The sequence below is a fragment of the Burkholderia sp. SCN-KJ genome (assembly GCF_024656005.1).
Classification (GTDB): domain Bacteria; phylum Pseudomonadota; class Gammaproteobacteria; order Burkholderiales; family Burkholderiaceae; genus Burkholderia.
On the sequence record NZ_JANKOG010000013.1, the window covers coordinates 191,227 to 206,539 of the forward strand.

Annotated in this window: 14 protein-coding genes; 5 read left to right on the forward strand and 9 right to left on the reverse strand. The window is 69.8% G+C overall.

Going from position 1 to position 15,313, the window contains the following annotated elements; translation table 11 throughout:
- The first annotated feature begins 66 nt into the window (after nucleotides 1-66).
- Nucleotides 67-909, forward strand: a complete 843-nt coding sequence (locus NQV17_RS22140) for an EcsC family protein (RefSeq protein WP_257773877.1) — start codon at nucleotides 67-69, stop codon at nucleotides 907-909.
- Here the strand turns inward: NQV17_RS22140 and NQV17_RS22145 are convergent.
- From NQV17_RS22145 to NQV17_RS22165, 5 genes are all read right to left on the reverse strand, one after another.
- The gene (locus tag NQV17_RS22145; RefSeq protein ID WP_257773878.1) at nucleotides 879-1,841 is read right to left on the reverse strand and encodes an alpha/beta hydrolase; all 963 of its coding nucleotides are present in this window, start codon (nucleotides 1,839-1,841) and stop codon (nucleotides 879-881) included. The genes NQV17_RS22140 and NQV17_RS22145 overlap by 31 nt on opposite strands.
- A gap of 116 nt (nucleotides 1,842-1,957) precedes the next feature.
- Entirely contained in the window at nucleotides 1,958-2,392 is a 435-nt protein-coding gene (locus tag NQV17_RS22150) for a CHRD domain-containing protein (RefSeq protein ID WP_257773879.1), read from the reverse strand.
- 361 nt (nucleotides 2,393-2,753) lie between these two features.
- Nucleotides 2,754-3,527 (reverse strand): class II aldolase/adducin family protein, encoded by a 774-nt coding sequence (locus tag NQV17_RS22155; RefSeq protein WP_257773880.1) that lies wholly within the window; start codon nucleotides 3,525-3,527, stop codon nucleotides 2,754-2,756.
- A gap of 248 nt (nucleotides 3,528-3,775) precedes the next feature.
- Nucleotides 3,776-5,401 (reverse strand): phospholipase D family protein, encoded by a 1,626-nt coding sequence (locus NQV17_RS22160; RefSeq protein WP_257773881.1) that lies wholly within the window; start codon nucleotides 5,399-5,401, stop codon nucleotides 3,776-3,778.
- Between the two features lie 244 nt (nucleotides 5,402-5,645).
- Nucleotides 5,646-6,362: a FadR/GntR family transcriptional regulator gene (locus NQV17_RS22165; RefSeq protein ID WP_257773882.1), complete on the reverse strand. Its 717-nt coding sequence runs from the start codon at nucleotides 6,360-6,362 to the stop codon at nucleotides 5,646-5,648.
- 134 nt (nucleotides 6,363-6,496) lie between these two features.
- Between NQV17_RS22165 and NQV17_RS22170 the strand changes: the two genes are divergently transcribed.
- From NQV17_RS22170 to NQV17_RS22185, 4 genes are read left to right on the forward strand one after another with little or no spacing between them, the layout of a single operon-like run.
- The gene (locus NQV17_RS22170; RefSeq protein ID WP_257773883.1) at nucleotides 6,497-7,297 is read left to right on the forward strand and encodes a (Fe-S)-binding protein; all 801 of its coding nucleotides are present in this window, start codon (nucleotides 6,497-6,499) and stop codon (nucleotides 7,295-7,297) included.
- Nucleotides 7,294-8,007 carry an LUD domain-containing protein gene (locus NQV17_RS22175; protein ID WP_257773884.1) on the forward strand — a complete coding sequence of 238 codons (714 nt, stop codon included), beginning with the start codon at nucleotides 7,294-7,296 and terminating at the stop codon, nucleotides 8,005-8,007. The genes NQV17_RS22170 and NQV17_RS22175 overlap by 4 nt, the downstream gene beginning before the upstream one ends.
- Nucleotides 8,004-9,449 carry a LutB/LldF family L-lactate oxidation iron-sulfur protein gene (locus NQV17_RS22180; protein WP_257773885.1) on the forward strand — a complete coding sequence of 482 codons (1,446 nt, stop codon included), beginning with the start codon at nucleotides 8,004-8,006 and terminating at the stop codon, nucleotides 9,447-9,449. The genes NQV17_RS22175 and NQV17_RS22180 overlap by 4 nt, the downstream gene beginning before the upstream one ends.
- Nucleotides 9,450-9,500: 51 nt before the next feature.
- Nucleotides 9,501-11,201, forward strand: coding sequence for a lactate permease LctP family transporter (locus tag NQV17_RS22185; protein WP_257773886.1), 1,701 nt, complete (start codon nucleotides 9,501-9,503; stop codon nucleotides 11,199-11,201).
- Between the two features lie 158 nt (nucleotides 11,202-11,359).
- Here NQV17_RS22185 and NQV17_RS22190 read toward each other — a convergent pair whose 3' ends face one another.
- The 4 genes from NQV17_RS22190 to fabG form a co-directional block, all read right to left on the reverse strand.
- The gene (locus tag NQV17_RS22190) at nucleotides 11,360-12,121 is read right to left on the reverse strand and encodes a M48 family metalloprotease (protein ID WP_257773887.1); all 762 of its coding nucleotides are present in this window, start codon (nucleotides 12,119-12,121) and stop codon (nucleotides 11,360-11,362) included.
- 150 nt (nucleotides 12,122-12,271) lie between these two features.
- Complete coding sequence (locus tag NQV17_RS22195; RefSeq protein WP_257773888.1) at nucleotides 12,272-13,078, reverse strand: glycosyltransferase family 2 protein; 807 nt, start codon at nucleotides 13,076-13,078, stop codon at nucleotides 12,272-12,274.
- Between the two features lie 125 nt (nucleotides 13,079-13,203).
- On the reverse strand, nucleotides 13,204-14,484 hold the full coding sequence (locus NQV17_RS22200) for an endoribonuclease L-PSP (RefSeq protein ID WP_257773889.1): 1,281 nt from the start codon (nucleotides 14,482-14,484) through the stop codon (nucleotides 13,204-13,206).
- 97 nt (nucleotides 14,485-14,581) lie between these two features.
- Nucleotides 14,582-15,298, reverse strand: coding sequence for a 3-oxoacyl-ACP reductase FabG (fabG, locus tag NQV17_RS22205; RefSeq protein WP_257773890.1), 717 nt, complete (start codon nucleotides 15,296-15,298; stop codon nucleotides 14,582-14,584).
- Nucleotides 15,299-15,313 lie beyond the last annotated feature (15 nt).

Sequence of the window (15,313 nt, forward strand, 5' to 3'; positions counted from 1 at the left end):
CTAGCACGGCGGAGTAATCTAGGCCGGCGAAGGTGCGGGGCCCGTTCCCCACCATCAAGGAGAAAGATGGAACCGATTTCAATCACGCCTGCCGCGACGCTGTCGCAGGAAGACCAGGACGCGCTGCGACGCGCGAAACAGGTGCTGGAAAGCCCGTCGCTGACGATGAAGCTGACGGGCGTGCTGGGCGCGCCGGTCGAGAAGATGATCGCGCGGCTGCCGGACTTCGCGACCGGCAAGATCAACGACGCGACGCAGCTTGCGTTGCGCAAGTGCCTGAACATCGCGCTGCGCACGCTCGGCAAGCCGCAGACGCCCGATGCCGAGCCAGACAAGCCGAGCAACCTGCTGCACAAGCTCGCGGTCGCGACGACCGGCGCGGCGGGCGGCGCGTTCGGCTTCCTCGCGCTGCCGGTCGAGCTGCCGGTCACGACCACGCTGATCTTCCGCTCGGTATGCGACATCGCGCGCAGCGAGGGCGAGGACCTGGGCTCGGTGGACACGCAACTGCAGTGCCTGGCCGTGCTCGGCATGGGCGGCAACCCGGACAAGCGGGAAGAGGACGCCGATCTCGGCTATTTCGTGCTGCGCGGCGCGCTCGCGCAGGCGATTTCGAAAGCGTCGTCGGACATCACGACGAAAGGGATCGCCGCGCACAGCTCGGCGGCGGTGTTCAAGCTCGTGCAGACGGTCGCATCACGCTTCTCGGTGCAGGTCACCGAGCAGATGGCCGCGAAGTCGATCCCGGCGATTGGCGCGGTGCTCGGTGCGACCGTCAACACGCTGTTCATCGACCACTTCCAGCAGATGGCGCACGGCCACTTCACCGTGCGCCGGCTCGAGCGCAAGTACGGCTCGGTGGCCGTGCAGGCCGCGTATCAGGCGATCGACGGCTCGCCCGCGCGCTGAACCGCCCGCTCGACTGCGACGCGGCGCAGGAATGCGGCCGCCCGGTCGAGCGCGTCGCGCGACTCCGGCACCATCGGCGTGTACAGCTGCCACACGTGCGGCATGTCGGGCCACACCTCGATCTCCACCGGCACGCCGGCCGCTTTCGCGCTGTCGGCGACGCGGCGCGCGTCGTCGAGCAGCACCTCGGTGCTGCCGGCCTGGATGAAGAGCGGCGGCAGCCCGGTCAAGTCCGCATAGAGCGGCGACGCGTACGGATGCGTCGCCGATTCGTCGCCCAGATACAGCTGCGCCGCCTTCGGCAGCGCCGCGGCCGCGAACATCGGGTCGAGACCGTCGTTGCTGCGCATCGTCGCGCCGGTGCCGGCCAGGTCGGTCCAGGGCGAGAACAGGATCGCGCCGGCCGGCAAAGGTTCGCCGCGATCGCGCAGCGCGACGAGCGTCGCGAGCGCGAGGCCGCCGCCCGCGGAATCGCCGCCGAACACGACCGACTCGGGCGGCGTGCCGAGCGCGAGCAATTGCCGGTACGCGGCCAGCGCGTCGTCGAGCGCGGCCGGGAAGCGGTTCTCGGGTGCGAGGCGGTAATCGAGCGAGAACGAGCGCACGCCCGCGCGCTTGGTGAGGCCGAACACGAGCGGCCGATGGGTTTTCGCCGAACAGAAGTAGTAGCCGCCGCCGTGGAAGTACAGCAGCGTGCGGCCGGGCCCGCGCGCGCCGAGCGCATCGGTGCGTTCGAGCCATTCGCCGCGCAGCGGCGCGTCGCCGGGACGGTAGCATTCGCGCAGCCGGTAGCCCGACGGCGCGCGACGCGGCACGACCATTCTCAGGTCGGTGAAGCGCCGCGCGCGGGCGGGATCGAGCACCGGGCGCGTGGTCTCGGGACGAAACTGCCGGCGCAGCAGCCAGCACGCGAACTTGCTTTGCCAACTCATCGAACCTACTCCGTCATCGCAGTGTCACGATGGTACGTGCGATCGTTGCCGCGCCGCTCGACGGGAGCCTCTACATCAACCGCCGGGGCCGGTTTGCCGGCCTCGGTTCGCCGGCCTCAGTTCGCCGGCATCATCTGGCCGCGGATCTCGCCGGCCGGATGCTCCTTCGTGTGCACGTTGAAGTACCACTTGCCGCTCATCAGGTCGGTCACCTGCGCGTCGGTGAGCGCCTTCGATCCCTTGATCGGGCTCGCGAGCTCGTCCTTCGGGATCGGCACCTGCACGCCGGCGTTCTGGCCGACCGGCGCGGGCCCGTGGAAGTGCGCGGCGGTCGCCGGCCCCGTGAGGTGTTCGTAAGTCACCGTCCACTGCAGCAGGTGGCTGGCCGTGTCGTAGGTCGCATCGACGGCGCCGGCGCCCTTGGTCGCGGTCGGCGGCACTTCGCTCGACGGCTGCAGGTTGGCGGACAGGCGCACCGTTTCGGCAGCGGCGCTGCCGGCGGCCAGCACGCCCGCGAGCAACGCCACCTGGAGCAAACGCAGCTTCGGCATGAATTCTCCTTGTACGACGTGGTACGCCACCCGGCCGGGGGACGCTCCATGATGGTAGTCGATCGCCGCCGATCCGGCACCCCGTGCGTCGCGCGCCAGCCTGACGGAACCTGGAAGAGACCTTTGCAGCGGGCGCCCTGAATCCGCGCGCGGCCTTTCGCTACACTTCGTCTCACAGTTGCTTGTTTCCTTCGTCCGAAGGAGTCTGCGAGTATTCACGCGGCCATCCGGCCGCGTTTTTTTTTGCCCGTGCCGCACGGCATGCGGGCATCGTCCGGCACATTCCGCTGCGCTCACCATCAAGCCTCGCGAATCGATTTCGCCGCGGCGGTCGAGCCCGGCACCGCGCCGGCACCGCGCCTCACGCGCGATAGCCGGGATCGATGCGATCGACGATGCGCTGCAACGCATCGAACGCGTCCTGCCCCGCGCCGTGCCTCGGATCGAAATTCAGCGAATCGCGCACGCAGCCCTCGAGCACCGGCGACGCGATCGGCAGTGCGTCGCCAATCGCATGGGTCGCGACCTGCACCTCGCACGCGCGATTGAGCAGCCACATCAACGAGAAAGTCTGCGCGAGCGTCGCGCCGATCGTCACGGGCCCGTGGTTGCGCAGCAGCAGCACGGGCCGCCCGCCGGCGCTCTCGACGATGCGCCGCCCTTCCTCGAGATGTACGGTGATGCCCTCGAAATCGTGATACGCGATCTTCCCGTACAGCTGCGCCGAATAGAAGTTCGAGAACGACAGCCCGTCGCGCGAGCAGCACACGGCCATCGTCGGCGTCGTATGCACGTGCATCACGCAGTGCGCGTCGGGCAGCGCCGCATGGATCGCGCTGTGGAAGGTGAAGCCGGCCGGGTTGATCGGCCAGTCGGAATGGCCGATCACGTTGCCGTCGAGGTCGATCTTCACGAGGTTCGACGCGCACACCTCGCGGTAATGGAGCCCGAACGGATTGATCAGGAAATGACCGTCCTCGCCCGGCACGCGCAGCGAGATATGGTTGTAGATCAGCTCGGTCCAGCCGAGATGGTCGAAGATCCGATAGGCGGCCGCGAGCTGCACGCGCGCCTGCCATTCGGCTTCGGAAAAACGGGCGGGACGCGTGAACGGCTGGTTGGGTACACGTTGCATGGGGCACTCCGGTTGCGGGCTTGCGCGGCCGCGCGGGCGGCTGCGCGCATCGTCCCTCGTCTCCTGGCGGCGCACGCGGCATGCTTGGCGCCCATGGCGCGTGCGGCGCGTCGTTCGGTACCGCTCCCGCCCGCATTGCGCGAGCCGTCCGGCGGCACCCTTCACGATACGCATATCGTTGCGCGCACAACCATATCACCTTTCCCCGCGCACCGGTATCGCGGGTTTGGCCCGAGCCGTTCCGGCCCTTACAACTGGTCGTCGACCGGCAGCAGCATGAAAAGGCCGGTCATCACGTTGCGCATCAGCCCGGCATGCGGATCGACGTGATAGAGGGTCGACTGGCCGCCGTCGACGCCCGTCCATTCGAGTGCCGGCGGCCCGCCGTCCATTTGCTTCACGAGCGTGACGCGATAGCTTTCATCAGGCTGGGTCACCCGTGCGAAGATCTCCGCGGCCTGCTGCGCGAGCACCGGGCTGTGGATCACGAGCGCGAGCTCGGTGTTCAGGTGCGCCGAGCGCGGGTCGAGATTCAGCGAGCCGATTACCAGGATGTGCCGGTCGATCACGTACGCCTTCGCATGCAGGCTCGCACGCGAGCGCGAGCCGAACAGCCGTGCGGACTGCTGGCCCGGCTGTGCCTTGAACTCGTACAGCTCGACGCCGCGCTCGAGCAACGGCACACGGTACGGCGCGTAGCCGGCCTGCACCGCGACCGCGTCGGTCGCCGCGAGCGAATTCGTCACGATCGCGACGCGCACGCCGCGCCCGACCGTGTCGCCGAGGATCTTCACGCCGGCATCGTGCGGCACGAAGTACGGCGAAAACGCGAGGAATTCCTTCTGCGCGCCGCGCATCAGTTCGACGAGGCGCTGCATCGGCGGGCTCACGTATGCGTCGGTCGGCTGCGCGACCTTGGTCGGCGCATCGACCTTGAATTCGGCCGGCGCCCACACGAGCGCGAGCTGGTCGCGCGCGATCTGCTGCGCGAGCGGTGTCGCGTTCAGCGGCTTCGCGTTGTACGGGTCGGCATTCTTGCGCCAGTGGTCGCGCAGCTCGTCGCGCATCGCGTCGAGATCCTTCGGAGCGAACGTCTGATGATTCAGCACGCGCAACGGATAGCTGCTCTCGCTCGCCCAGTAGCCGTCGAAGCTCTTCGAGACATCGTTCGTCACGGGGCCCGCGGCGAGCACGTCGAGATCGCGAAACTGCAACGTCGGGCTCGCACTGAAGTATTCGTCGCCGAGATTGCGGCCGCCGACGATCGCGAGTTGGTTGTCCGCGATCATCGCCTTGTTGTGCATCCGCCGCGTGAAGCTGTCGATCCGCGTGAAGTAGTTGGCCGTGCGCTCGACCATCCCGTATTGCGACGCGCCGAACGGGTTGAACACGCGAATCTCGATGTTCGGGTGCGTGTTCAGCGCGGCCATGACGCGATCGATGTCGCGGAAGTTCAGGTCGTCGACCAGCATCCGCACGCGCACGCCGCGATCGGCCGCATACAGCGCCGCGCCCAGCAGCAGCTTGCCGGTCGTGTCCTCGGTCGCGATGTAGTACTGCATGTCGAGCGTCTTCGTCGCCGCGCGCGCGAGCGCGATGCGCATCTGCAGCGCGGTCGCGCCGTCGGGCAGCAGCCGGAAGCCCGACTGCCCCGGATGCGCGGCTTCCGGCGCGGCCAGCGCAGCGCGCAGCGGCGTCGCGGTATCGGTCGGCAACGCGTGCGAGACGGGGCGATCGAGCGTGGTGGCGGGCGGATGCGTCGCGCAGGCGGTGGCCAGCGACAGCAGCGCACACACGGCGAGTGCGCAGGCCGGGCGGCCGACGGCGCGCCACGACAGCGCGGCCGACGCGCACCGGATCAAGGACGTGAGCACGGAAACTCCCTCGACAGGCGGATCAACGGGTCCGCAATCGCCGCGGCGCGCGGCTGACGGGCGGGTTCAATCGATTCTAGGGGGCGCCTGATGAACCGGTCAATCGCGCGCCCGGCGCATGCGGCGCCGAGCCGCCACGCACGCCGCGCGCGGCCGCGGCCTTGCGCTGCCCTGAACCGCGGCCGGCGGGCGTCCTCGGGTTCGGCCGCCAGGCGGACCCGCCGCGCCCATGGTCCAACCAATCTCACGGCGCGTCGTCGCTTCGCTCGAAGTGGCTGCGCACGTAGTCGATATGGGTCTGCATCGCCGTGCGCGCCTCCTCGGGCCGGTGCGCGCAGATCGCGTCGCAGACCACCCGGTGCTGCTGCAGGAGCAACTCCGATGCCTGCTCGTCGTGCGTCGTCATCCCCGCGACGTTGATCGAGATGTGCTCGCGCAGCATTCCGATCACGCTCGTGTGCAGGTGCAGGAACATCGTGTTGTGCGACGCGAGCGCGATCGCCTCGTGCAGCTTCGCGTCGGCCGACGCCTCGACGGCCGCGTCGTCGTTCGCGTGCGCGGTCTCGAGTTCGCGCAGCAGCGCGCGGATCCGGCGCCGGTCGTGCGCGTCGGCGCGCAGCGCGGCGAAATACGCGGTCGCGCCTTCGAGCACGCGGCGGAATTCGAGTATGTCGTCGCGCAGCGCCGGATGGTCGGCAACCAGTTGGCCCCACGGCGACGCGATGCCCGCGCGCAACTGGTCCGTCACGTAGACGCCCGCGCCGCGCCGGCTCTGCAGCAGCCCGCGCGCGACGAGCCGCTGGGTCGCCTCGCGCACCGTATTGCGCGCGACGCCGTACTGTTGCGCAAGCACGCGCTCGGCCGGCAGCCGCGCGCCGGCCGGCCACGTGCCGTCGAGCAGCGCCGTCTCGATCTTGCGCATCACCACTTCGGTCCGGCCCCGTGCCGTCATCGCCGCCATCGCCGTCTCCCCATCCTGAATACCCGTCGCGCCGATTGGCCCAACCAATTTGAGCTGCGGCGCCGTCGCGGGAATTATGCAGCGAAATCGTCGTCCCGCATTCGCATGCCGGGCCGGCAACCCTGGAGCGAGACATGAACGAAAGGCACTATCCCGCCGCCGCCCCCGCGCACGTCTATCTGTTCGCGACCTGCCTGGTCGACCTGTTCGTCCCCGAAGCCGGGCTCGACGCGGTCCGCCTGCTGGAACGCGAAGGCCTGACCGTCCACTATCCGCGCGGCCAGAGCTGCTGCGGGCAGCCGGCCTACAGCAGCGGCAATCCCGACGAAGCGCGCCGCGTCGCGGCCGCGCAGCTCGACCTGTTCGCCGAGCCGTGGCCCGTGATAGTGCCGTCCGGCTCGTGCGCGGGCATGATCCGGCACCATTGGCCCGCTCTGTTCGCCGACGATCCCGTGCACGGCCCGAAGGCTCGCGCGATCGCGGAGCGCACCTACGAACTCGCCGAATTCCTCGTCCATGTGCTCGACGTGCGGCTCGACGCCGTCGTCGCCAGCGCCGGCCCGGACGAGCGCGTCGTGCTGCACACGTCGTGCGCGGCCCGCCGCGAGATGGGCACGCGCGTGCACGGCGTCGCGCTCGTCGACGCGCTGCCGGGCGTCACCCGCATCGAACATGAACGCGAATCGGAATGCTGCGGCTTCGGCGGCACGTTCTCGCTGAAGCATCCCGACATCTCCGGCGCGATGGTGCGCGACAAGGTCGCATCGGCCTGCGCGACGGGCTGCGACCGGCTCGTGTCGGCGGACTGCGGCTGCCTGCTGAACATCGGCCACGCTGCGGCCAAGGCCGGCGCCGCCCTGCCCGTCGAGCATCTCGCGAGCTTCCTGTGGCGCCGCACGGCCGGCGCCGCGTCGCTGCGCGGAGACGCGCAATGAGCGCGCGCGACGCCATCCTCGCGCGCCTGCGCGCCGCCGCCCCCGGCGTCGCCGTGAACGCCGCGCCCGCGCTCGATGCGCGCATCGACACGCATTACGCGGCGCGGCGCGCGGCAGTCGCCCCCGATCCTCGCGCGCTCGCGCAGACGATGCAGGGCGCGCTCACCGCGTCGCACGCCGAAGTCTGGTGCGCCGCCGCCGACGCGTGGCCCGCACAGCTGGCCGCGCGCCTGGCCGAGGCCGGCGTGCGCCGCCTGCTGCTCGACCCGGCCCGCCCCGAATCCGCGGCCCTCGCGCGTGCGCTGCCCGACGCGGTCGCGCCGGTGCCGTTCGACCGGCCGATCGACGCATGGAAAGCCGAGCTGTTCGACACGATCGACGCGGGCTTCACGGTCGCGCGCTCGGGCATCGCGGCGACCGGCACGGTCGTGCTCGCGCCCGATGCCGGCACGCCGCGCACGGTGTCGCTGGTGCCGCCGCTGCACGTCGCGCTCGTGCATGCGAACACGCTGCACGCGGACCTCCACGCGGCCGTGCACGCGGAGCGCTGGCACGCCGGCATGCCGACCAACGTCGTGCTGGTGTCGGGCCCGTCGAAGACCTCCGACATCCAGCAGACCCTCGCGTATGGCGCACACGGCCCGCGCAACCTCTGGGTCGTGATCGTCACCGAACCGACCGCAACCGCCTGCCAGGACCTGCCGCGATGAGCAACCAACCGCTGCAATTCGTCGCCCCCGGCGACTTCAAGGCCCGCGCACGCGCCGCGCTCGGCGATCCCGCGCTGCGCCGCAGCTTCCGCGGCGCGATGGACTTCCTGCAAGGCAAGCGCGCGACCCAGTTCCCCGACGACACCGAGCTGCAGCAGCTGCGCGATCTCGGCGAAGCGGTGCGCCAGCACGCGCTCGCGCAACTGCCCGCGCTGCTCGAGCGGCTGGAGGCGAAGCTCACCGCGGCCGGCGTGCACGTGCACTGGGCCGAGACGGCCGCCGACGCGAACGCGATCGTGCTCGGCATCGCGCAGGCGAAGAAGGCGCGCCGCGTGATCAAGGGCAAGTCGATGGCGAGCGAGGAAATCGAGCTGAACCATTACCTCGCGGAGCACGGCGTCGACTGCATCGAGTCCGACATGGGCGAGTTCATCGTGCAGCTCGCGGGCGAAAAGCCGTCGCACATCGTGATGCCGGCGATCCACAAGACGCGCGGCGACATCGCCGAGCTGTTCGAGGAACACATCCCGGGCACGCGTTACACGGAGGACGTCGACGAGCTGATCCAGACCGGCCGGCGCGCGCTGCGCCGCGCGTTCGCGGAAGCCGACATCGGCCTGTCCGGCGTGAACTTCGCGGCGGCCGACACGGGCACGCTGTGGCTCGTCGAGAACGAGGGCAACGGCCGGCTGTCGACCACCGTGCCCGACACGCACGTCGCGATCATGGGGATCGAGAAGGTCGTCGAGAAACTCGAGCACATCGTGCCGCTGTCGAGCCTGCTCACGCGCTCGGCCACCGGCCAGGCGATCACGACCTACTTCAACCTGATCTCGGGCCCGCGCCGCGACGGTGAACGCGACGGCCCGCGCGAGCTGCATCTCGTGCTGCTCGACAACGGCCGCACGCAGGCCTACGCCGACGAGCAGCTGCGCGCGACGCTGCAATGCATCCGCTGCGGCGCGTGCATGAACCACTGCCCCGTCTATACGCGGATCGGCGGCCACGCATACGGGACGACCTACCCGGGCCCGATCGGCAAGATCATCTCGCCGCACCTGCTCGGCCTCGACGCGACGGCCGACCTGCCGACCGCATCGACGCTGTGCGGCGCGTGCGGCGAGGTGTGCCCGGTCCGGATTCCGATCCCGCAGCTGCTGGTGCGGCTGCGCACCGAGGCGAACCGCAAGCCCGACGAGGCCGTCGCGCATCCGCTGCGCGGCCAGGGCGCGAACTACAACCGCGCGGAAGACCTCGTGTGGCGCTTCTGGTCCGGCGCGTTCGCGCATCCGCGCGCGTATCGCGCGTTCCGCTGGAGCGCGACGCGGCTGCGCGCGCTGACGCCCGCGAAGCAGATGGGCTGGACCCGGCATCGCACGCCGCTCGAGCCGGCGCCGCGCAGCCTGTCCGACCTGCTGCGCGCACGCGGCCAGCCCGAATAGACCACCCCGCTTTCGAACCCGTACCGATAGAAATCCATGGAGGAGACAACCATGCAGGTTTGGCATCAGATCTACACCCCGCTCGGCAGCCTCGGGCTGTCGGCGTTCGTCGCCGCGATCCCGATCATCTTCTTTTTCGTCGCGCTCGCCGCACTGCGGATGAAGGGGCACGTCGCCGCCGCGATCACGCTGCTGCTGGCGCTCGGCGTCGCGATCCTCGCGTACGGCATGCCCGTGCCGCAGGCGCTCGCCGCAGCCGGCTTCGGCTTCGCGTACGGCCTGTGGCCGATTGCGTGGATCATCGTCGCGGCGGTGTTCCTGTACAAGATCGTCGTGAAGACCGGCCAGTTCGAGATCATCCGCGCGTCGGTGCTGTCGATCACCGACGACCAGCGGCTGCAGATGCTGCTGATCGGCTTCTCGTTCGGCGCGTTCCTCGAAGGCGCCGCCGGCTTCGGCGCGCCCGTCGCGATCACGGCCGCGCTGCTCGTCGGCCTCGGCTTCAAGCCGCTGCACGCGGCAGGATTGTGTCTGATTGCAAACACCGCGCCGGTCGCGTTCGGCGCGATGGGCATCCCGATCATCGTCGCCGGACAGGTGACCGGCATCGACGCGTTCCACATCGGCGCGATGGCCGGCCGCCAGCTGCCGCTGCTGTCGCTCGCGGTGCCGTTCTGGCTCGTGTTCATGATGGACGGGCTGCGCGGCGTACGGCAGACCTGGCCGGCCGCGCTCGTCGCCGGCGGCAGCTTCGCGGTCACGCAGTACTTCACGTCGAACCATATCGGGCCCGAGCTGCCGGACATCACGTCGTCGCTCGTCAGCCTCGTCTCGCTCGCCGCGTTCCTGAAGGTCTGGCAACCGAGCAGCGCGAAGCAGACGGCCGGCGGCCTCGTCGCGTCCGGCGGCGGCGCGGCGCTCGCGGGGTTCGGTGCGGGCGGCAACGGTGCGGGCGCGAGCCGCCAGGCGTCGCCGTACACGCTCGCGCAGACCGTGCGCGCGTGGTCGCCGTTCCTGATCCTGACGGCCGTCGTCACCGTGTGGAGCATCGCGCCGTTCAAGGCGCTGTTCGCCGCACACGGCGCGCTCGCGTCGACCGTCCTGAAATTTCACGTGGCCGGCCTCGACCAGCTCGTCGTGAAGACCGCGCCGATCGCCGCGACGCCGAAAGCGCTCGACGCGGTGCTGAAGCTCGACCTCGTGTCGGCGGTGGGCAGCGCGATCCTCGTGACCGCGCTGATCTCGATGGCGCTGCTGCGGATGAAACCGCGCGATGCGCTCGTCACGTTCGGCGAAACGCTGAAGGAGCTCACGCGCCCGATCCTGTCGATCGGCCTCGTGCTCGCGTTCGCGTTCGTCGCGAACTACTCGGGGATGTCGTCGACGCTCGCGCTGATGCTCGCCGCGACCGGCGCCGCGTTCCCGTTCTTCTCGCCGTTCCTCGGCTGGCTCGGCGTGTTCCTGACCGGCTCGGACACGTCGTCGAACGCGCTGTTCTGCTCGCTGCAGCAAGCGACCGCGCACCAGCTCGGCGTGCCCGAGACGCTCGCGGTCGCCGCGAACACGACGGGCGGCGTGACCGCGAAGATGATCTCGCCGCAGTCGATCGCGGTGGCATGCGCGGCAACGGGGCTGGTCGGCAAGGAATCGGAGCTGTTCCGCTTCACGGTGCGCCACAGCCTGCTGTTCGCGGTGATCGTCGGCCTGATCACGCTCGTGCAGGCGTACGTGCTGCCGGGGATGGTGCCGTAAGCACGCGGCGCGGCCGCTTTCCGGCGGTTTTCCGGCCGCTTTCCGGCCGCTTTCCGGCCGTTTTCCGTTTCCCCGGAAAACAAAAACCCCACGCCCGCAAGAGCGTGGGGTTTCGTTCATCCCGGGCGCCGGACGGGGCCGGCGCCATCAGGCGGCGCTCAGCTGCCCTTCGCGATGCGATCCTGGATGTGCTGCGCCCGGCTCGACGACGACGGGTGCGAGCTCATCATCGAGCTCTTGCCGCCATCGAGCTGCGCGAGCTTCTGGAACGCGGTGACGAGACCCTTCTGGTTCATGTTCTTCTGCTTCATCAGGTCGAACGAGTAGTCGTCGGCCGCGCTTTCCTGCGTCTGCGAGAACTGCGCGTTGATGAACTTCTCGGTGATGTCGCCGAGCTGCGAGCTCGTCAGGGCCGCGACGCCCGGCGATGCCGCGCCGGCCGCGGTGCGTGCCGCGCTGACCGCGTAGGCGGTCTGCATCGCCTTCTTCGAGTGACCCAGCGCGACGTGGCCCATTTCATGGCCGATCACGCCGCGCAGCTCGTCGTCGTTCATCATGTCCATCAGGCCGCTGTACACGCGCACGCAGCCGTTGCCCATCGCCCACGCGTTGACGTCCTTGGTCATGTAGACCTTGTAGTTGATCTTCTGGCCGTTCAGCGTCATGTCGCCGAAGCCCTTCATCACCTTCGTCAGGCGCTTCGCGTACGCGCTGTTCGGCGCGGCGATCTTCGATTCGGCGTCGCTCGCCTTGCACGAGTCGTTCGACAGTGCCGCGATGTCGCTGTCCGACAGCGTCGCCGCCTTGAACAGGTTGGTCCCCGCCGACGTCAGGCTGTTCGCGTCGAGATTCTGCACGCCACCGCATGCGCTCAACAGGAAAACCATGCCGCACGCGGCCGCCGCTTTCTTGATATGCATCCCGTATCCCTCGGTAGTTGTATTTGGGAGCGGCGATTTTGCATAATCCGGCAGAAAATTACCAGATGTTTACATCAAGTGACAGCTTGATTACTGACAAATACGGAATGAACGGCGCGATTGCTCAGCCGATTGATGACAATCGGGCCGTCAATCGCCGCGGCCGGACGACCGGCCGAACGCGGAACGCGACCGGCGCGTCAGCCGCCGCGCGACCAGCATCGGCAGCCGCACCACGAAACCGGCGAACAGCCGCAGGTGCATCCATGCGAGCAGCGCGTTGTCGCGGCCGTAGTGGAAATGCGACACGCCGCCCTCGTGCGCGCCGAAATAGCGTACCGGCGCTTCGATGCGGATCGGCCGCACCCCGGCCCAGCACAGCCGCACGGCGGCTTCCGGATCGAAGTCGAAGCCGCGCATCCACGGCTGGCGATGCATGATCGCGGCGAGCGGCGCGACCGGGTACACGCGAAAGCCGTACAGCGAATCGCCGATCCCGGCCCACAGCGTCTCGAGGTCGGCCCATCCGTTCGACAGCCGCCGGCCCTGCACGCGCAGCTGCGGCGCGCTCGCGTCGAACTTCGGCAGGCCCAGCACCATCGCGTCCGGCGCCGCCTGCGACGCGGCCATGAATTCGGGAATCAGGTCGGCCGGATGCTGGCCGTCGGAATCCATCGTCAGCACGTGCGTGAAGCCGCTCGCGACCGCCGCGTCGAGCCCGGCCAGCACCGCGGCGCCCTTGCCGCGGTTCGCCGGCAGCACGATCACGCGCAGCCCGGGGTCGCGCTCGGCCATCGCCTGCAGGCGCTCGGCGCTGCCGTCGGTGCTGCCGTCGACGACGACCCACACCGGATTCCACTGCGCGCGGGCGTTGCGCACGGTCGTGTCGACCTTGACGCCCGGGTTGTAGCTCGGAATCAGTACGAGATGGGTGGACGAGGCGTGCAGCGTGGACATGGGAACGGCCGATTGCGAAGACGAGGATCCTGACAAAAGTTTATGACCTGCAGGCGACGGCCGACAGGCTTCGTCGACGCCGCCCGCGTGCGGCGACGGTTCGCGCAGCGACAGGCCCGCGCGCGTCACGACAGGTGCTCCAGCGGATGGCCGGCGCTCGCCTCGATCTCGACCAGCAGATCGTCGCGGCACACGTCCGCGTGGACGAACAGCGGCCGCACGCCGGGGCCGGCCGCATCGCGCAACGCGCGTTCGATCGCGGCGAGCGCCGCGGCATCGCCGGCGTCGCGCACGTAGACGCGGTAGTTCAGGTCGGCGAGCGCGAACGGGCCGTGCCCCTGCCGCGCGGCCTGCTCGAGCACGGCGGCCAGGTTCGCGATCGTCTCGCGCGTTTGCGCGACGACGTCACCGTGATGCACGGTGCGATGCCCGACGATGCTCGCGGTGCCCGACACGAACAGCAGCGGCGCGGCAGCGGCGCCGGGCCATGCGGCTGCGCGCGCGAACGTCGGCGCACGCGGGCCGTACTCCGCCGGGTAGTGATACGCGCTGACCTGGCGCGGGTTCTCGACCGGATCGGCCGGCGCACGGCTCGCGATGAAATGGATCGCGAGCGGCGCGGCCGGCGGCGTGTCACCCGCGACCGGCACGCCCGATCCGAGCGCGCAGGCGGCCGGCACACCGTCCGTCAGCGCGCGGCGGCACGCGTCGAACGCGCGCTGCCTGCCGATATTGAACTGACGATAGCGTTCGATCCCGAACTGCTGCGCGTTGATCGCCGGCACGGTGTTCCAGATCCGCAGCGGATGCGGGATGCCGAGCGTATCGAGCACGTCGAACAGCGCGCGGTACGCGTCGTAGGTCGCGCGCTCGAGCGGCGTGCCGCCGTCGCGATCCGCATCGGCCGATTCCTGAGCTTCATGCGCTTCCAGCGCTTCCTGCACGACGATGCTGCCGAACACGAGCCCCGCCGTCGGGCTGTAGCGGTACTGCAACGCACCAAGTCGCTCGCTGCGCAGGTCGGGCGCGTCGCACTGCCAGATTTCGCAGACCGCACCGGCGCGTGCGTGGCTGCCGGCATCGAGCAGCGCCATCTGCACCGGTGCGAGCGGCAGGTCGGGCGCGGCGGCGGCGAGCATGCGCGCCATCGCATCGGCCGGCGCCCCGGCCGCGCCGATGCAGACCGCGCCCAGCGCACCGGGAAACACGCGGTCGAATGCGTCGCCCCGCTGCTGCGCATCGTGCAGCAGCGCAGCCATCCGTGCCTGATCGATCTGGACGAGCCGCAACGCACGATTGCCGCCGTTCGCGGTGGACGCGGCCGCCACGGGTCCGCGTGCGACCGCGCGCGTGGCGGACGACGGGGAACACGCTCGCCGTTCGGCGTCGACTGGATGCACTGACACTTCGATTTCCTCACTATGCGGCGCGGGCTCGCGGCATCGTGGCCACGCGCCGCGTTGCGCGCCGTTGCTACGCGTCAAGCCGACGCCGCGCGCGTCGTCATGCGAGGCCGCCGTTGACGGACAGCACTTGCCCCGTCACATAGGCAGCCGCATCGGATACCAGATACGCGACCATCGCCGCGACTTCGTCGGGCCGGCCGGCGCGCTGCGCGGGCACGAGCTGCTTGATCCGTTCGGCGGGAAACGCATGTTCCGCCATCGGCGACTCGATGATGCCGGGCGCGACCGCGTTCACGGTAATGCCGCGCGACGCGAGCTCCAGCGACAGCGACTTCGTCGCGCCGATCAGCCCCGCCTTCGCGGCCGCGTAGTTGACCTGTCCGCGGTTGCCGGTCACGCCGGCGACCGACGCGATGTTGACGATCCGGCCGCGCCGCGTGCGGATCATCGGCAGCAGGAGCGGCTGCGTCACGTTGAAAAAACCGTTGAGCGTCACGTCGATCACGCTGTGCCATTGCCGGCGCGACATGCCGGCCATCGGCGCGTCGTCGTGAATGCCCGCGTTGTTGACGAGGATCTGCACCGGCGCGTCGTCGACGAACGGGGCGAGCGCGGCGAGCGTCGCATCCGCGTCGGTCACGTCGAATGCGATCGCATGCGCAGTGCCGCCGGCCGCGACGATCTGCTGCGCGACGGCTTGCGCCTGCGCGAGATTCCGGCTCGCGTGTACCCAGACTTCGTGGCCGGCCTGCGCGAGCATCGTGCAGATCGCCTGCCCGAGTGCGCCGCTGCCGCCCGTTACGAGCGCCCGCATCGAATTGCTCCGTTC